Annotated in this window: 14 protein-coding genes and 1 pseudogene; 2 read left to right on the plus strand and 13 right to left on the minus strand. The window is 64.5% G+C overall.

The features are described 5' to 3' along the window. Nucleotides 1-105: 105 nt before the first annotated feature. Nucleotides 106-504: an NUDIX hydrolase gene (locus CAG00_RS16845; protein WP_085664842.1), complete on the minus strand. Its 399-nt coding sequence runs from the start codon at nucleotides 502-504 to the stop codon at nucleotides 106-108. A gap of 81 nt (nucleotides 505-585) precedes the next feature. Further along, nucleotides 586-4,368, minus strand: coding sequence for a CheR family methyltransferase (locus CAG00_RS16850; RefSeq protein WP_085664889.1), 3,783 nt, complete (start codon nucleotides 4,366-4,368; stop codon nucleotides 586-588). 275 nt (nucleotides 4,369-4,643) lie between these two features. Here CAG00_RS16850 and CAG00_RS16855 point away from each other — a divergent pair, with 275 nt between their 5' ends. Together CAG00_RS16855 and CAG00_RS16860 are read left to right on the plus strand one after the other, a co-directional pair. Next, nucleotides 4,644-4,853 carry a general stress protein gene (locus CAG00_RS16855; RefSeq protein ID WP_003259459.1) on the plus strand — a complete coding sequence of 70 codons (210 nt, stop codon included), beginning with the start codon at nucleotides 4,644-4,646 and terminating at the stop codon, nucleotides 4,851-4,853. A gap of 168 nt (nucleotides 4,854-5,021) precedes the next feature. Further along, the gene (locus tag CAG00_RS16860; protein WP_025339101.1) at nucleotides 5,022-5,279 is read left to right on the plus strand and encodes a DUF6555 family protein; all 258 of its coding nucleotides are present in this window, start codon (nucleotides 5,022-5,024) and stop codon (nucleotides 5,277-5,279) included. A 256-nt stretch (nucleotides 5,280-5,535) separates the two neighbouring features. Here the strand turns inward: CAG00_RS16860 and CAG00_RS28840 are convergent, their stop codons facing one another. The 11 genes and pseudogenes from CAG00_RS28840 to paaK form a co-directional block, all read right to left on the minus strand. Then, a complete protein-coding gene (locus CAG00_RS28840; protein WP_158090796.1) occupies nucleotides 5,536-5,706 on the minus strand; it encodes a hypothetical protein in 171 nt (56 codons plus the stop codon). Nucleotides 5,707-5,862: 156 nt separating this feature from the next. Further along, nucleotides 5,863-7,914: a phenylacetic acid degradation bifunctional protein PaaZ gene (paaZ, locus tag CAG00_RS16870; RefSeq protein WP_085664844.1), complete on the minus strand. Its 2,052-nt coding sequence runs from the start codon at nucleotides 7,912-7,914 to the stop codon at nucleotides 5,863-5,865. A 29-nt stretch (nucleotides 7,915-7,943) separates the two neighbouring features. Further along, nucleotides 7,944-9,176 (minus strand): OprD family porin, encoded by a 1,233-nt coding sequence (locus tag CAG00_RS16875; RefSeq protein ID WP_085664845.1) that lies wholly within the window; start codon nucleotides 9,174-9,176, stop codon nucleotides 7,944-7,946. A 40-nt stretch (nucleotides 9,177-9,216) separates the two neighbouring features. Further along, nucleotides 9,217-10,785, minus strand: a pseudogene (locus CAG00_RS16880) (cation acetate symporter); the annotation flags it as partial. Beyond that, nucleotides 10,776-11,084, minus strand: coding sequence for a DUF485 domain-containing protein (locus CAG00_RS16885; protein ID WP_004376242.1), 309 nt, complete (start codon nucleotides 11,082-11,084; stop codon nucleotides 10,776-10,778). The gene CAG00_RS16885 and the pseudogene CAG00_RS16880, both read right to left, overlap by 10 nt. Before the next feature lie 229 nt (nucleotides 11,085-11,313). Continuing rightward, nucleotides 11,314-12,390 (minus strand): 1,2-phenylacetyl-CoA epoxidase subunit PaaE, encoded by a 1,077-nt coding sequence (gene paaE / locus CAG00_RS16890; RefSeq protein ID WP_085664846.1) that lies wholly within the window; start codon nucleotides 12,388-12,390, stop codon nucleotides 11,314-11,316. 15 nt (nucleotides 12,391-12,405) lie between these two features. Beyond that, nucleotides 12,406-12,939 carry a 1,2-phenylacetyl-CoA epoxidase subunit PaaD gene (paaD, locus tag CAG00_RS16895; protein WP_085664847.1) on the minus strand — a complete coding sequence of 178 codons (534 nt, stop codon included), beginning with the start codon at nucleotides 12,937-12,939 and terminating at the stop codon, nucleotides 12,406-12,408. Next, on the minus strand, nucleotides 12,926-13,684 hold the full coding sequence (paaC, locus tag CAG00_RS16900; RefSeq protein WP_085664848.1) for a 1,2-phenylacetyl-CoA epoxidase subunit PaaC: 759 nt from the start codon (nucleotides 13,682-13,684) through the stop codon (nucleotides 12,926-12,928). The genes paaD and paaC overlap by 14 nt, the downstream gene beginning before the upstream one ends. Nucleotides 13,685-13,692: 8 nt before the next feature. Further along, nucleotides 13,693-13,974, minus strand: coding sequence for a 1,2-phenylacetyl-CoA epoxidase subunit PaaB (gene paaB / locus CAG00_RS16905; RefSeq protein ID WP_013972614.1), 282 nt, complete (start codon nucleotides 13,972-13,974; stop codon nucleotides 13,693-13,695). A gap of 25 nt (nucleotides 13,975-13,999) precedes the next feature. Beyond that, on the minus strand, nucleotides 14,000-14,989 hold the full coding sequence (paaA, locus tag CAG00_RS16910; protein WP_025339109.1) for a 1,2-phenylacetyl-CoA epoxidase subunit PaaA: 990 nt from the start codon (nucleotides 14,987-14,989) through the stop codon (nucleotides 14,000-14,002). A gap of 258 nt (nucleotides 14,990-15,247) precedes the next feature. After that, nucleotides 15,248-16,567, minus strand: a complete 1,320-nt coding sequence (paaK, locus tag CAG00_RS16915) for a phenylacetate--CoA ligase PaaK (RefSeq protein WP_075045233.1) — start codon at nucleotides 16,565-16,567, stop codon at nucleotides 15,248-15,250. Nucleotides 16,568-16,641 lie beyond the last annotated feature (74 nt).

A 16,641-nucleotide genomic window follows, 5' to 3' on the forward strand; every position in this document is an offset into this window, starting at 1 on the left:
ATTCCTGTGCCGGCCTCTTCGCGGGTGAACCCGCTCCCACAGGTTCGGTGGAATGCCTGTGGGAGCGGGTTCACCCGCGAAAGGGCCGGCACAGGTGAAGAAGGTCTACCTCACTGACGCCGCCGTAGCCCGGTCACAGGCCAGCAACGAGCGGATCAGCAGCTTGATCTCGTCCTTGAGCATGGGCACCTGGTCCGGGTGGGCGAACCGGCAATCGACAATTTCATGCTGCGCCTTGGGATGCGGGGCATCGACGAACTCCGCCTCGAACACATAATGCATGCGCTCTGCCGCTTCATGACGCATCAACAGGGTCAGCGATTCTGCCTGCAACCCGGTTTCCTCAAGCAATTCACGCTCCGCTGCCTGTACCGGCGTCTCGCCGGGCTCTATCTTGCCGCCGGGCAGGGTCCAGGCGGCGTTGGGCTTTCTCACCCACAACCATTTATGGGTTTGTTTGCCATGCCGGCAGATGATGGTGGCGCGATGCTTGACTGGCTTCATTCAGGCTCCTGGGCGAATCCCTAATTCCATGTAGATTCGGCCCCCGGCAGCAATGAACGTTGCGTCTGAAGCGACCAACGGTCAGTAAGGCACCGAGCCGCTCAGCGCCTCGATGGCCTCCACCAGCTCGTCATAGCCCACCGGCTTGCTCAGGTGCCGGTCGAAGCCCGACTGGCGCGACTTGTACTGGTCGGCGCTGGCGCCATAACCGGTCAGGGCGATGGCCGGGGTATGGCGCAGGTGCACGTAGCCACGCAGGGCCTTGATCAACGCATGGCCGTCCATAATCGGCATGCCGATATCGGACAGGATGATGTCGTATTCCTCACCCGCAGCGGCGTCCAGGGCCTCACGTGGCTTGCTGAAGGCATTGACAGTGGCGCTCTCCATTTCCAGCAGCTCCTGCATCACCGCCAGCACCTCTACGGAGTCATCCACCAGCAACACGCGAATTCCGTTCAGGCGGCCCTCGCTCGGCGGCTCCGAGCCCTGCGTATGCTGCTGGGGCTGCGTTTCGCAAAGGGGCAGGGTGACCGTGAAGGTGCAGCCCAGGCCAAGCCCCGCTGATGTGGCGCGGACGGTACCGCCATGGGCCTCGACCAGTTGCCGTACCAGCGACAGGCCGATGCCCAGGCCTTCGCGGCTGTGGCTGGCATGTTGCGGCGCAGCCTGGCTGAACAGGTCGAAGATATGCTCGAGGCTGTCGTGGCTCAGGCCCACTCCATGGTCGATCACCTGCAGGCGGGCGTGGTCCTCGTCGTGGCTCAGCACCAGGCGTATGTCATTGCCCGCCGGGCTGAACTTCAGCGCGTTGTTGAGCAGGTTCCAGATGATCTGCTCCAGGCGGGTAACGTCACCCTCGATCATCACCGGCAGGTTGTCGGCGGGCAGCTCCAGGCGAACTGTGCAGGGGTGTTGCTCGCTGACTACCACGCCATGGATGCCCTGCAGGACGGCAAGCAGGTCCACAGGCTCGGTCTTGAGTTTGAGCTTGCCGGTGCGAATGCGCGCCACATCCAGCAGGTCGTCGATGATCCGCGCCTGGCTGGTTACCGCATCGCAGATAGTACCGACGGCCTTGCTCGCTGCACTGATGTTCCGTAGCGACGGCAGGCGGCGCAGGATTTCGGCATTGAGCTGGATCAGGTTGAGTGGGTGTTTGAGTTCATGAGACATGACGGCGAAGAACTCGTCCTTCATGTGGCTGGTGCTCTGCGTTTCGGCCAGCTGCTTGCTCAGGCGCTCTTCGCCCAGGCGCACGCGCTCCTCGGCGGCATGGCTGCTGCTGATGTCGATGAAGGTCAGCACCGTGCCGTCGATTTTCTGCTCGCTGGAGCGGTAGGGCAGCAGGCGCGCCAGGTACCAGTGATCGCCCTGGCCGCCGATTTCACGCTCGATGATGGCCTCGCCCTGGGCCACGGCGCGGGCATCGTCGGCCAGCGCCGGGTAATCCAGGCGGTGGGTGATGTCGAGCAGGGAACGGCCGGTATCGACCGGCAGCATATTGAACAGGTCGGTGGCGCGCGGGGTGAACCAGCGGATATGCAGGTTGCGGTCGACGAACACCGTGGCGATCTCGGTGCAGGCGATCAGGTTGCTGAGGTAGTCGTTGACCTTGTCGGTTTCCTCGACCTTGTTCTTCAGCTCGTAGTTGACCGTGAGCAGTTCCTCGTTGATCGACTGCAGCTCTTCCTTGCTGGTTTCCAGTTCTTCGCTGGCCGAACGCAACTCCTCGTTGATGGCCTGCATCTCTTCGTTGGAGGCCGTCAGCTCCTCGCTGGAGACCTCTGACTGCTCGATGGTTTCCTGCAGTTGCAGGCGGGTACGCTGCAGTTCGCGCTCGAGGTTGTGCAAGACCATACTGTCGGTCTGGCGGATGACACCAGGCATCGGCAGGGACGGATCAGGCGCGCGCTCCTCGAATACCACCAGCAGGCAATCGCTGGCGCTGAGGTCGTCCTTGTACGGCTGCACGGTGATCTCCACCTGCAGTTTGCCCATGGTTTCCGCCAGGTCGACAGGGCGCGAGGTCACCGCCTCGGTCCCCTGACGCGCCTGGAACAAGGTGCTGCGCAGGGCCAGGCGCAGGGGCGGTAGCACCAGGTTGAGCAGGCTGCGGCTCGGTTCGCCACCGGCCACTTGCAGGAAACGCCCCACGCCTTCGCTCATGTGCAGGATATTGCCGTCGATATCGACGATCAGGCTGGGCGGCATGCGGCGCGCCAGGGCGCGGTAGTGCAGGTCGGCGAACGATGGCTTGCGCCCCGGCTTGGCCTTGGCCAGCGTCTCCAGGGGCATGCTGGTGGCAGATGTGCCGGCCAGCTGACGGCCGGAACGGCGGCCGGTATTGCTGGCATCGAGTGCGCGGAAAATGCGGTTGCGCTTGTCCACCGGGGCGAACAGTTCACTGGCCATGTCGGCCGACTCGGACGACCCGAGGAACAGGTAGCCACCCGGGCGCAGGGCGAAGTGGAACATCTGCAGGATGTCACGCTGCACCTCGCGGTCCAGGTAGATCAGCAGGTTGCGGCAGACAATCAGGTCGATCTGCGAGAACGGTGGGTCCGACAGCAGGTTATGCCGGGCGAACAGCACCTTCTCGCGAACCTCTTTGCGCACCCGGTAATGCTGGTCTTCCTTGAGAAAGAACTGGCGCAGCCGGCTGGGCGGCACGTCGGTGACGATCGCTTCGGGGTAGGAGCCACTGCGGGCGATGCCGATGGCGCGTTCGTCCAGGTCGGTGGCGAACACCTGTACCTTGTGCGAGCGCTGCTCCAGTGCCAGCTGCTCGCAAACCAGCATGGCCAGGCTGTACGCCTCTTCGCCGGTGGAGCAGCCGGCCGACCACACGCGTATCTCGTCCGCGCCCTCGGCCGGGTCGCGTTCGCAGGCCAGTTGCGGCAGCACATGGCGCTCCAGGGCTTCGAAGGCTTCGCGGTCGCGGAAGAAATTGGTCACGCCAATCAGCATGTCGGCCAGCAACGCCCGGGATTCCGCGGGGTGCTGTTCCAGGTAATGCAGGTAGGCCGCCAGGTCTGCCTGGCCGGTCACATGCAGGCGGCGCTCGATGCGCCGCAGCACCGTGGCGCGCTTGTAGTGCTGGAAGTCGTGGCCGGTATTGCTGCGCAATTGCAACAGGATCTCTTCGAGCATCGGCTCGCTGGCCTGGGCATCGCCGGCACGGGTGCCCAAGGCCGGTGGCAGGGTGTCGTCCTCGATTTCCGGGAGCCGGACCTGGCGGGCATTGCGCCATAGCTCCAGCAGCTTCTGCGGCATTTCTGCCGCCGGCAGCACCAGGTCGACCATGCCGGTCTCGATGGCGGCGCGGGGCATGCTGTCGTACTGGGCGTCGTCCGGGTTTTGCGCCAAGGTCACGCCGCCTTGCTCCTTGATCCGCGAAAGGCCCACGGCGCCGTCGGCACCGGTACCGGACAACACCACGCAGAAGGCGTGGTCCTTGTGCACGTCAGCCAGGTCACGGAAGAACAGGTCGATGGCCACGTGGTCGCCACGGCGCCGGTTGGCCGGGGTCACGCGCAGGTAGCCATCGTTGGTGGACAGGCGATTGGCCGGTGAAATTACGTAGATGTGGTTGCGCTCGATGGGCACCGGCTCGGTCACCTGGCGCACCGGCATTTGCGTGGTCTCCTGGATGATGCGGTCGGCGACGCTCTGGTGGTCGGGGGACAGGTGCAGGACCACGACGAAGGCCATGCCGCAGTCGCTGGGCATTTGCCGGAACAGCGTACAGATCGCTTCCAGGCCGCCTGCCGATGCACCGATGCCCACCACCGGGAAATCCAGGTGGCTGGGGCTGAGCGCCGGGTTCTGGGGCGAGGCAGGTTGCTTGGGGGACGACTTCATGGACGGAGCCTTGTGCAGACCGGAACGTTCCGCCCGCAGCAGCATCATCGGGCGTGTGTGTGGCGGGATTATAGGCCGTCGCCATGTTGTTGAGACCTCCGCAGGCACAGGAAAGTGCGACCCGCTTGCTTCCGTCACGCAAACCTTTTGCCGACCCATGTTTGGTGCCACTGGTCAGTTGCCGGCAAAACCATTGAGCAGACTGTGTGATCGGCGGTTCGGAACCAAGGCATGGCAAACATCCATGCGACCCATCCATCGCAAGGAGAAACCACATGGCGCAGGATCAAGAGCGCACCAGCCAGCGCGGCGGCACCAAGGAAACCAACCCAGGCAATTTCGCCAACGACCGGGAACGGGCCTCCCGTGCGGGGCACAAAGGCGGGCAGGCTTCTGGCGGCAACTTCGCCAATGACCGCCAACGGGCATCGGAGGCCGGTCGCAAGGGCGGCCAGAACAGCCACGGCGGGGGCCGCCAGCAGTAAGTTGAAGGGGTTGCTGGACACCCGGTACCTCAGGTGCCGGGTGGTGGCCAGACCTTGCGTACCGAGGCATCAATAGCCGTTGATACTTCTTGTTCGACAATTTTTTGAATCTTCCGGCCGTGCCCCGATCAATCAGGTGTCATCCATGGAGAAGAGGAGGCCCCTGCGATGCCTAGCCCACAGCTGTACATCATCGATTACCAACTGCATGGCCAGCCGCGCAGTTTCATCATCCGTCTGGAGACGCTGGACAATGCCGAGGCCTGGCATTGGGCAAGTTGCGATGCGGGCATCGGCATCATTCCCAAGTTCGGCCGGGAGAAGATCAGGAAAGTCAGCAGGCCGATGGCCGAGCGCTATGGGATTACCGCGGTGAGCTGGCGGGTATCCGGCGGCAAGCCGAACCAGTCTGCGGCGACAATGTGATACCCCCGACTGCACAATCCGTGCGGGAACAGATGTCCTGCTCAAATTCTAAAAGTTGGCACGATCCTCTGTGGGAGCGGCTTTAGCCGCGAACACCGGCGCAGCCGGTGCCATGCACCGCGTTGGATTCTTCGCGGCTAAAGCCGCTCCCACAGGGTACGAGGATCGCTTGCGAATTCCGTTATCTGTGCGACAGCGCGGCCCAAGGGGTTGGCCAATCTCCCACACGGGATCGCGCAGACCGTCTGCATGACGGTCAGGCACCGGACTCGGGGTCGCTGGCCGGTACGCCCGGGCGGTTCTCTTCGTCATCTGTCACATTGGGGTCGGCATCCGGGTCATCTGCCCGGTCATTGCGCCGGTCCGGCTCGAGCTCTGGCCAGTCATCCTGTGCGCTACCGCCACCCATCGCAGTAAAGTCTTTCATCTCGCAACCCTCGCTCTCGATGAAAAAAGGGCCCGCGATCAGGCGGGCCCAATACAGGAGTGAGAGGCGAAGCCATTGACCACCCCTCATTGAATGAGAGCGGTAACAGCCAGGGGAGGTCGGTTGGATATCCACCGCCCCTGACCAACGGCACTGTCAGGGCTGTTTCAGCACCAGGGTGAGAATGTCGTAGCTGGCGACCAGCTCGCCCAGCTGGTTGGTCACCTCCACATCCCACGCCACCACGCCCTGGGGCTGGCCCAGCGGGCTGGTCTTGCCCTGGTCGATCTTGCGCTTGCAGGTCAGGCGCGCCTGGATGGTGTCGCCGATGCCCACCGGGTTGATGAAGCGCAGGGTATCCAGGCCGTAGTTGGCCAGTACCGGGCCTGCACCCGGGGAGACGAACAGCCCGGCCGCTGCCGACAACACGAAATAGCCGTGGGCGATGCGCTTGCCGAACTGCGATTGCTTGGCGGCGATCTCGTCGAAGTGCATGTAGAAATGGTCACCCGACAGGCAGCCGAAGTTGACCAGGTCGGCTTCGGTCACGGTGCGCCGGTGGGTGAGCAGCGACTCGCCGATGCGCAACTGCTCGAAATAGCGGCGGAACGGGTGCACTTCGGTTTCGATCACTTCGCCACCGCGCACGTATTCGCCGGTTACCGCCGTGAGCATGCTCGGCGAACCCTGTACAGCGGCACGTTGCAGGTAGTGCTTGACGGCACGCAGGCCACCCAGCTCTTCACCACCACCAGCGCGGCCCGGGCCGCCATGCTTGAGCTGCGGCAATGGCGAGCCATGGCCCGTGGATTCCTTGGCTGCCTCGCTGTCGAGTACCAGCAGGCGGCCATGCCAGGCGGCAGCCACCGGGATGGCCTTGGCTGCCACGCTGCGGTCGGCGGTGACCAAGGTCGCCACCAGGCTGCCTTTGCCCCGAGCGGCCAGCGCCAGGGCTTCATCGAGGTCGTCATAGGCCATCAGCGTGCTGACCGGGCCGAACGCTTCGATATCGTGGGCACCGCCTTCGGCATGCGGGTCACGGGCCTGCAGCAGGGTCGGGGCAAAGAACGCGCCCTCGGCCACGCCCTCGCCACGCGGCGCAAAGCCATCGCTGGCGCCGAACAGCTGGTCGCAGCTCTGCAGCAGGCTGCGCACCCGCTCGGCCACATCGTGCTGCTGGTCGTGGGAGGCCAGGGCGCCCATGCGCACACCCTCCACCGACGGGTCACCGACCACCACCTTGGCCAGCCGCTCGCGCAGGCGCGTGGCAACGGCGTCGATGTGCCTGGCCGGTACGATGGCGCGGCGGATGGCGGTGCATTTCTGCCCGGCCTTGGTGGTCATTTCGCGGGCCACCTCCTTGATGTACAGGTCGAACTCTTCGCTGTCCGGGGTCACGTCCGGGCCGAGGATGGCGCAGTTCAGCGAATCGGCTTCGGCGGTGAACGGCACCGAGTTGCGTACCAGGTTCGGCGTGACGCGCAACTTGGCGGCGGTGTCGGCGGAACCTGTGAAGGTCACCACGTCCTGGCCTTGCAGGCGGTCGAGCAGGTCGCCGGTGCTGCCGATCACCAGTTGCAGGCTGCCTTCGGGCAACAGGCCGGATGCATTCATCAGGCGCACCACGGCCTCGGTCAGGTAGCTGGTCGAGGTCGCCGGCTTGACGATGCATGGCATGCCGGCCAGGAAGGTCGGGGCGAACTTCTCCAGCATGCCCCAGATGGGGAAGTTGAAGGCGTTGATGTGCACCGCCACGCCGGCGCGCGGCACCAGGATGTGGCTGCCGGCGAAATGGCCTTGCTTGCCCAGCGGGATGGCCGGGCCTTCGTGCACCAGGTTGCCCGACGGCAGCTCACGGCTGCCGATACCCGCATAGGAGAACAGCGTGGCGTTGCCGCCTTCGATGTCGATCCAGCTGTCGGCACGGGTGGCGCCGCTGTGGTGGGACAGGGCGTAGAGCTGCTCCTTGCGTTCGGCCAGGTACAGGGCCAGTGCCTTCAGGCGGGCAGCGCGTTGCTGGAAGTCCATGGCCATCAGCGCGGCCAGGCCACGGGCGCGGGCAAAGTCCACGGCTTCGGCGAAGTCCGGACGCTCTTCGTGGCTGTAGGCCAAGACGTGGCCGTCCAGGGCGCTACGCAGGGCCTGGGCGCCGTGCTGGCCAAGCCAGCGGCCGGCGATGAAGCTTTGCAAGGTAGGGGCGGCAGACATGCTGTTCTCCAATGTAGAGGGTGGCGCTGTTACCACAGCGCCACGGTGTAGCCGATGATCAGGCGGTTTTCGTCCACGGCGTTGGTCAGGCCATTGCCGGAACGGAAGGTGACGTTGCGCCAGCGCAGGCTGACGTCCTTGAACGGGCCGCTCTGGATGACATAGGTGATGTCGGTGTCGCGCTCACGCTCACGGCCATTGCTGACGGTGGCGGTTTCGGCGTGGCGGCCATCGGTGTAGCGGGTCATGAAGCTCAGGCCGGGGATACCCATGGCGACGAAGTCGTAGTCGTAGCGCACCTGCCACGAGTCCAGCCCGGCGCGGGTGAAGGTGTTGTAGGTGACCAGGTTGACGGTGAACGGGTCGCCGCCGTTCACGAACGGGAAGGCACTGTCGCCGGACATCTGCTGCCAGGCGGCGGTGAACTTGTGGGCCCGTACGCCGAGGGTGACCATGGCGTTGAAGTTGCGGTTGTCGATGTTGCCGGCACGCTCGGCGCCGTCGTTGCGGCTGTCGAAGTAGCGCAGGTCGGTGCGCAGGCTCAGGCCTTCGCCCAGTGGGCGGGTATCGATCAGGCCGACGAACTGCTGGCGGTAGATGTCCTCGAGCTTGGCGTAGTAGTAGCTGACGCTGGTTTGCGGGGTGATGGCGTAGCTACCGCCGCCGAAGTCCAGGTGGTCGCTGCTGGCGACGCCGTAGCCGATGTCGTCGCGGCCCGAGGAATCACGCAGGTTGGCCTTGGTCAGGCGGCCGGCGTTGAAGGTCAGGCCGGCCAGGTCCTGGCTGGTGAGCAGGCCACCCTGGAAGGTGGAGGCCAGCAGGCGGGTATCGTTGTACACCACCACCGGCAGGATCGGTTGCAAGGTCCCCAGGCGCAGGGTGCTCTTGGCCACCCGCACCTTGCCGGTCAGGCCCAGTTCGCTGTAGTCATCGACCGGTTCATGGCTGTTCGGGCCGAAAGGCAGCAGGCCGGTATTGCGGCGGTCGCGGCTGGAGTCGAGCTTGATGCCCAGTTGGCCCATGGCGTCGACACCAAAGCCGACCGGGCCTTCGGTGAAGCCCGACTCCAGCTTGGCGGTAAAGCCCTGGCCCCATTCCTCGGCCTTGGCCTGCGGTGCGTTGCTCTGGCGGAAGTCGCGGTTGAGGTAGTGGTTGCGCAGCTCCAGCCGGGCGTGGCTGTCGCCGATGAAGTCTGCCATCGCCGGCATCGGCAGGGCGAGGGTCGCCAGCCAGGCGGCCGAAATGAAGTGCGTACGGTTCATTGTTGTTGTTTTACCCGACATGGTTGTTCTTCCCTGAGAGTCAGTGCTTGCTGGCGCCGGCAGCGCCGATTCCGGTCATGGAACGGATGAACTGCGCCAGGTAGCGGCCACGTTCCTGGCTGGCGCGTTCGGAACTGTCAGTGACCGAGAACACCCAGGCGCCGAGGAAGGCCAGGCTCATGGAGAACAGCGCCGGGTTGCTGTAGGGGAACAGCGCCTTTTCGTGATGCAGTACGTTGACCCACACCGCCGGGCCCAGCACCACCAGCAGCACCGCCGAAACCAGGCCGGCCATGCTGCCGCACACCGCGCCGCGGGTGGTCAGGCCTTTCCAGAACATCGAAAGCAGCAGCACTGGGAAGTTGACCGAGGCGGCCACCGCCAGCACCAGGCCGGAGAGGAAGGCGATGTTCTGCGACTCGAACATCAGGCCGAGGATGACCGCCAGCAAGCCGATCAGCAGGGTGGCGATACGCGACACGCGCATTTCCTCCTGCTCGCTGGCCTTGCCCTGGCGCACCACGCAGGCATACAGGTCGTGGGAAACGGCCGATGCACCGGACAGCGCCAGGCCGGCGACCACCGCCAGGATGGTGGCGAAGGCCACGGCGGAGATGAAACCGAGGAACAGGTTGCCACCCACGGCCTGGGCCAGGTGCACGGCGACCATGTTGCCGCCGCCGATGATCGCGCCGGTGGCGTCACGGTAGGACGGCTCGGTGCCGACCATGACGATGGCACCAAAGCCGATGACGATCAGCAGCAGGTAGAAGTAGCCGATGAACCCGGTGGCATAGAACACGCTCTTGCGCGCTTCCTTGGCATCGCTGACGGTGAAGAAGCGCATCAGGATATGCGGCAGGCCGGCGGTACCGAACATCATGCCCAGGCCCAGGGAAATGGCGTCCACCGGGTTGGACAGCAAGCCGCCCGGGGCCATGATCGCCTGGCCCTTGGCATGCACGGCCACGGCGCTGGCAAACATCGCCTCGGTGCTGAAGCCGAAATGCTTGAGCACCATGAAGGCCATGAAGCTGGTGCCCGACAGCAGCATCACCGCCTTGATGATCTGCACCCAGGTGGTGGCGAGCATGCCGCCGAAGGTGACGTAGGCGACCATCAGCACGCCGACCAGCATCACCGCGTACAGGTAGCTGATGCCGAACAGCAGTTCGATCAGCTTGCCGGCACCGACCATCTGCGCCACCAGGTACATCAGCGCCACCACCAGGGTGCCGAAGGCCGAGGTCAGGCGCACCGGGGTTTGTGCCAGGCGGTAGCTGACCACGTCGGCGAAGGTGTACTTGCCCAGGTTGCGCAGGCGTTCGGCGATCAGGAACAGGATGATCGGCCAGCCGGCCAGTACGCCCAGGGCATACAGCAGGCCGTCGTAGCCGTTCATGAACATCATTGCCGAAATGCCCAGGAACGACGCGGCGCTGATCATGTCGCCGGCGATCGCCAGGCCGTTCTGCATGCCGGTCAGGCCCCCGCCGGCGGTGTAGAAGTCGCTGGCCGAGCGGGTGCGCATGGCAGCCCAGCGGGTGACCAGCAGGGTGAAGCAGACGAACACCATGAACATCGAGATGGCGGTCCAGTTCATTGTGCGCACTCCTGCTTGACCTTGTCGTTGAGCGGGTCGAGCACGTTGTTGGCGCGGTGCACGTAGATACCGGTCAGGGCGAAGGACAGCAGCACCATCAGCACGCCCACCAGCATGCCGACGGTGGTGACGCCACCACTGAGGGACTGGCCGAGGGTGCTGGGGGAGAACGCCACCAGCAGGACGAAGCCGTAGTAGATCACCAGCATGGCCAGGGTCAGGCTGCCGTTGAGGCGGCGTTTGCGCTGCACCAGGTGCTGGAAGTCGGGGTGGTTGGCGATGCTTTCGATGCGTTCGGGTGTCATGGGTTGCGATCTCTGGGTGTTGTAATTGTTTTGTTGAGGTCACGCGGGTGTTGCATTGCAATGCTGTTGGTGCGGCCTTTGTAGGAGCGGCCTTGTGTCGCGAAAGGGCTGCGCAGCAGCCCCGGCAATCCATGATCAGGGCCAGGATCCTGGGGCCGCGTTGCGGCCCTTTCGCGACACAAGGCCGCTCCTACAGAGACCGCGTCAGCAGCCCGAGAGGGGCTTGGGCCTACAGCTGGTCGAAATCGAGCACTACCTTGTCGCTCACCGGGTAGGTCTGGCATGACAGCACGTACCCGGCCGCCACTTCGTAGTCCTCCAGGGCATGGTTGCTGTCCATCTCCACTTCGCCCTCGATTACCCGGCACTTGCAGGTCGAGCACACGCCGGCCTTGCACGAGTACGGCAGTTCGGCGCCGATGGCGTTGCCGGCGTCCAGCACGTTCTGGGTGTTGCGTGGCAGGTCGAAGGTGAGGGCGCGGCCGTCGCTGATCACGGTGATGTGGCTGAGCGCCGAGTCCACCTGGCGCGCCGCCTCGCGGGCTTCACGACGGGCTTCGCTGCCGGCGGCGGCGAACAGCTCGAAATGGATGCGTTCCTTGGCCAGGCCATTGGCCCGCAGGCTGTCGCGCACCGTCTCGGTCATCGCCTGCGGGCCGCAGATGAATGCGGCATCCAGGCTGGCAACGTCCATCCAGCGCGAGAACAGCTGGCCGCACTTGTCGGCATCGATGCGGCCGTTGTACAGGTCGACATCCTGCTGCTCGCGGCTGAACACGAAAATCAGGTTCAGGCGGTCGAGGTAACGGTTCTTCAGGTCTTCCAGCTTGTCGCGGAACAGCGCGCCAGAGCTGGAGCGGTTGCCGTACAGCAGGGTGAAGCGGCTGTGTGGCTCGCTGGCCAGGGTAGTGGCGATGATCGACAGGATCGGGGTGATGCCGCTGCCGGCAGCCACGCCCAGGTAGTTGCCCTGGCGGGCCGGTTCCAGTGGTACGAAGAAGCTGCCCGACGGCGGCATCACTTCCAGTTGCTGGCCGGCCTTGAGCACGTCATTGGCAAATGCCGAGAAGCGCCCGCCAGGCACGCGCTTTACCGCCACACGCAGTTCGCCGTCCTGCACGGCACTGCAGATGGAGTAGGAACGGCGGACTTCTTCGTTGTCCAGCTGGGTACGCATGACCAGGTACTGGCCCTGGGTGAAACGGAACTGCGCCTGCAGGTGCTCGGGCACGTCGAAGGCAATCGACACCGCATCGCGGGTCTCGTTGCGCACTTGCTTGATGGTCAGGCTGTGAAACTGGCTCATGGCGTTCTCCACGGCTCAAATGCATTTGAAATAGTCGAACGGCTCCAGGCACTCGCGGCAGCGGTAAAGCGCCTTGCAAGCCGTGGAACCGAACTGGCTGAGCAATTCGGTATGGGCGCTGCCGCACTGCGGGCAGCACACCTGCGGCGCCTCGCCGAGCAGGCTGCGTTTGCTGGCGCTGCCCTGTGGCGGGGCGATGCCGTAGGCGCGCAGGCGCTCGCGGCCCAGTTCGCTGATCCAGTCGGTGCTCCAGGCCGGGGTCAGCCGGCGCTCCAGAGCCGGGGCGGGGAAACCGGCCTGTTCCAGCGCCTGTCGGATATCCCCTTCGATCACCTCGGTGGCCGGGCAGCCGGAGTAAGTCGGGGTGACGACCAGGTGCAGGTGCCCGGCGTGCCAGCCGAGGTCGCGCACGATCCCCAGGTCGACCACGCTGACCACCGGCACTTCCGGGTCCATGACCTGGGCCAGTACCGCCCAGGCCCGGGCCAGGTCGTCGCCGCGTGGCGCGCGGGCGCCACGGTCGCCGGCAATCAGCTCACCAGGTTGCATCGGGATACGCCCTTGGCAGGAACTGCATCTCGGCCAGCAGCAGGCCGAGGTGCTCGGTGTGCAGGCCTTTGCGACCGTCCAGGTAAAAGTGGCTGGCGGCCTTGGGCAGTGGCAGCTCGACCGAAGCGAAGGTCTCGCCAACCTGCTTGAGCCAGGCCGCGCCGACGGCAGCGGGGTCGGCGGCGATACCCGCCTGTGCCAGGTGCACTTCATTGTCGCTACCGGCAGCCAGCTCGACGGTGAAGCGCCACAGTGCCGGGATGGCCGCGAGCATGCGCTGGCGGCTTTCTTCGGTGCCACCGCCCAGGCGTTGCACCCACTCGCTGGAGCGGCGCAGGTGGTAGGTGACTTCCTTCAGGGCCTTGGCGGCGATACCGGCGATACGCTCGTCGTTCGAGCCGACCAGGCCCTGAAGCATGGCGAAATGCCAGGCGTCATAGAAGAACTGTTTGGTCATGGTCACGGCGAAGTCGCCGTTGGGCTGCTCGACCAGCAACAGGTTGCGATAGGCGCGCTCGTCACGGCGGAAGGCCAGGGCGTCGGCGTCACGGCCATCATCGAGCAGCTCGGCGGCGTACTCCAGCCAGTTGCGCGCCTGGCCTACCAGGTCGAGGCCGACGTTCATCAGGGCCAGTTCTTCTTCGATGGCCGGGGCGCGGCCACACCATTCGCAGAGGCGCTGGCCCTGCACCAGGGCACTGTCGCCGAGCAGCAGCAGGTAGGGGACAAGGGTTTCGTTGTGCATGGCCAACCTCACATGTGTCCGACTTCGTCGGGCAGTTCGTAGAAGCTGGCATGGCGGTAGACCTTGTCGTCCGCCGGGGCGAACAGCGGGTCTTTCTCGTCCGGGGAAGAGGCGGTGATCAGTGCCGAGGGCACCACCCACAGGCTCACGCCTTCGCTGCGGCGGGTGTACAGCTCGCGGGCGTTTTCGATGGCCATGGCAGCATCGGCGGCGTGCACGCTGCCGACATGCTTGTGGTTAAGGCCGTGCTTGCTGCGCACGAACACTTCGTAGAGGGTCCAGACAGACATTTTCGATCTCCGCATCAATCGCCGCTCAGGCGGCGTTCTTGTTCTGTTGCTTGCGCGCGTAGGCCACGGCGGCCTCGCGTACCCAGGCACCGTCCTCGATGGCCTTGCGCCGGGTGGCGACACGTTCCTGGTTGCACGGGCCATTACCCTTGATCACTTCGTAGAACTCGTCCCACTGGATTTCGCCGAAGTCGTAGTGGCCGCGCTCGGCGTTCCACTTCAGCTCGGGGTCGGGGGCGGTGCAGCCGAGCAGTTCGAGCTGCGGCACGGTCTGGTCGATGAAGCGCTGGCGCAGCTCATCGTTGGTCTGGCGCTTGATCTTCCAGGCCATGGACTGGGCGCTGTTGGGGGAGTGCTCGTCGCTGGGGCCGAACATCATCAGTGCCGGCCACCACAGGCGGTCGATCGCGTCCTGGACCATGTCGCGCTGGGCCTGGGTGCCGTGGCGCATCATGGTCAGGAGGATTTCGTAGCCCTGGCGCTGGTGGAAGCTCTCTTCCTTGCAGATGCGGATCATCGCGCGCGAATACGGGCCGTAGGAGGTGCGCTGCAGCACCACCTGGTTGACGATGGCGGCGCCGTCCACCAGCCATCCCACTGCGCCCATGTCGGCCCAGCTGAGGGTGGGGTAGTTGAAGATGCTCGAGTACTTGGCCTTGCCACTGTGCAGCTTGGCGATTTCTTCGTCACGGTCGGCGCCCAGGGTTTCCATGGCGCTGTACAGGTACAGGCCGTGGCCGGCTTCGTCCTGGATCTTGGCCATCAGCTGCAGCTTGCGCTTGAGGCTGGGGGCACGGGTGACCCAGTTGCCTTCGGGCAGCATGCCGACGATTTCCGAGTGGGCGTGCTGGGAGATCTGCCGGATCAGGGTCTGGCGGTAGGCCTCGGGCATCCAGTTCTTGGCTTCGATCTTGATTTCGGCGTCGATCTTTTCCTGGAAGTTGCGCTCCTCGGGCGACATCTCTTCCAGCGACTTGACGCGCTTGACTCCGGTTTCCACTAGCTGTGCGTACATGTGTTCCGACTCCTGCTAAGGCATGAGTCATTTGTAAGCGATACAAAACATAACGTCAAACAGTTTTATGTGTATCGAATAAGATTTGTGTATCACATTGGCGGCCCTTTCGCGGGTAAACCCGCTCCCACAGGTCATGTGCAGCCCCCAGGCATCATGCAATTCCTGTGGGAGCGGGTTTACCCGCGAAGAGGCCAGCCGAAAAAATGCAAAAAAAAGCCCCGGACGATGCCGGGGCCGAAAAGGCAGCCGAATGAATCAGCTGGCCAACCGTTTGTCGAACACGTGGCAGGCCTTGCCCTCGGAACGCTTGAGCGTGCCGCAGGGCTGCAGGCGCACCTGGGTGCTGATGCCGATGTAGGTCTTGATCTGCTTGGTCAGCTCCCCGGTCAACAGCTTGCGCTGGCCTTCATCGAGGTGCTGGCATTCCGCACGCAGTTCCACATGCACCTCGACGCTGTCCAGGTTGCCATTGCGATACAGATGAATCTCATAAAGCTCAGAAAGCTGTTTTATTTTTAGCACCTGCTCCTCGATCTGGGTCGGGAACACGTTGACCCCGCGGATGATCAGCATGTCATCGCTGCGGCCGGTGATCTTGCCGATCCGCCGCATCGGCCTGGCGGTACCGGGCAGCAGGCGAGTGAGGTCGCGGGTGCGGTAGCGCACCATGGGCAACGCTTCCTTGCTCAGCGAGGTGAACACCAGTTCGCCCAGTTGGCCGTCCGGTAGCACCGCACCGGTGACCGGGTCGATGATCTCGGGGTAGAAATGGTCCTCCCAGATGGTCGGGCCATCCTTGGTCTCTATGCATTCCATCGCCACCCCAGGCCCCATGATTTCCGACAGGCCATAAATGTCGAGGGCATCGATGCCCAGCCGTTGCTCGATAGAGCGGCGCAGCTCGTCGGTCCACGGCTCGGCGCCGAATATGCCCAGGCGCAGCTTGAGGTCTTGCGGGTCGATGCCCTGGCGCTCGATCTCGTCGGCCAGGTTGAGCATGTAGGAGGGGGTGACCATGATAATGTCGGGCTGGAAGTCGCGAATCAGCTGCACCTGCTTCTCGGTCTGGCCACCGGACATGGGGATTACCGTGCAGCCCAGGCGCTCGGCACCGTAATGCGCGCCAAGCCCGCCGGTGAACAGGCCGTAGCCGTAGGAGACATGCACCTTGTCCCCCTTGCGCCCACCCGCGGCACGGATCGAGCGGGCGACCACGTTGGCCCAGGTGTCGATGTCGTTCTGGGTGTAGCCCACCACCGTCGGCTTGCCAGTGGTGCCACTGGAGGCGTGCAGGCGCACCACCTCTTGCTGGGGTACGGCGAACATGCCGTAGGGGTAGTTGTCGCGCAGGTCGTTCTTGCCGGTGAAGGGGAACTTCGCCAGGTCTTCCAGGCACTTGAGGTCGTCGGGGTGGGCGCCGCACTCGGCGAAGCGCTGGCGGTACAGCGGCACGTTGTCGTAGGCGTGCTTCAGGCTCCAGCGCAGGCGCTCCAGCTGGTGCTGGCGCAGGGCGTCGACACTGGCGGTTTCCATCGGGTCCAACAGGGCACGATCGGCATCATGGTACATGTTCATGGCTTCACTCGAATTGTTCTTGTACGCCGCGCGGTACCGGTTGCAGGCCGCGCGGTGAGTGTCATGGAAGCAGC

The sequence above is a fragment of the Pseudomonas sp. B5(2017) genome (genome assembly GCF_002112825.1).
Classification (GTDB): Bacteria; Pseudomonadota; Gammaproteobacteria; order Pseudomonadales; family Pseudomonadaceae; genus Aquipseudomonas; species Aquipseudomonas putida_Z.

What these genes read in the sequence shown, in the direction of transcription:
- paaC (WP_085664848.1), bottom strand. Translation starts at nt 13,684, where the DNA reads ATGCACAACGAAACCCTTGTCCCCTACCTGCTGCTGCTCGGCGACAGT.
- CAG00_RS16885 (WP_004376242.1), bottom strand. Translation starts at nt 11,084, where the DNA reads ATGACACCCGAACGCATCGAAAGCATCGCCAACCACCCCGACTTCCAG.
- paaK (WP_075045233.1), bottom strand. Translation starts at nt 16,567, where the DNA reads ATGAACATGTACCATGATGCCGATCGTGCCCTGTTGGACCCGATGGAA.
- CAG00_RS16855 (WP_003259459.1), top strand. Translation starts at nt 4,644, where the DNA reads ATGGCGCAGGATCAAGAGCGCACCAGCCAGCGCGGCGGCACCAAGGAA.
- CAG00_RS16850 (WP_085664889.1), bottom strand. Translation starts at nt 4,368, where the DNA reads ATGAAGTCGTCCCCCAAGCAACCTGCCTCGCCCCAGAACCCGGCGCTC.
- paaA (WP_025339109.1), bottom strand. Translation starts at nt 14,989, where the DNA reads ATGTACGCACAGCTAGTGGAAACCGGAGTCAAGCGCGTCAAGTCGCTG.
- CAG00_RS16860 (WP_025339101.1), top strand. Translation starts at nt 5,022, where the DNA reads ATGCCTAGCCCACAGCTGTACATCATCGATTACCAACTGCATGGCCAG.
- paaB (WP_013972614.1), bottom strand. Translation starts at nt 13,974, where the DNA reads ATGTCTGTCTGGACCCTCTACGAAGTGTTCGTGCGCAGCAAGCACGGC.
- paaE (WP_085664846.1), bottom strand. Translation starts at nt 12,390, where the DNA reads ATGAGCCAGTTTCACAGCCTGACCATCAAGCAAGTGCGCAACGAGACC.
- paaZ (WP_085664844.1), bottom strand. Translation starts at nt 7,914, where the DNA reads ATGTCTGCCGCCCCTACCTTGCAAAGCTTCATCGCCGGCCGCTGGCTT.
- CAG00_RS28840 (WP_158090796.1), bottom strand. Translation starts at nt 5,706, where the DNA reads ATGAAAGACTTTACTGCGATGGGTGGCGGTAGCGCACAGGATGACTGG.
- paaD (WP_085664847.1), bottom strand. Translation starts at nt 12,939, where the DNA reads ATGCAACCTGGTGAGCTGATTGCCGGCGACCGTGGCGCCCGCGCGCCA.
- CAG00_RS16845 (WP_085664842.1), bottom strand. Translation starts at nt 504, where the DNA reads ATGAAGCCAGTCAAGCATCGCGCCACCATCATCTGCCGGCATGGCAAA.
- CAG00_RS16875 (WP_085664845.1), bottom strand. Translation starts at nt 9,176, where the DNA reads ATGAACCGTACGCACTTCATTTCGGCCGCCTGGCTGGCGACCCTCGCC.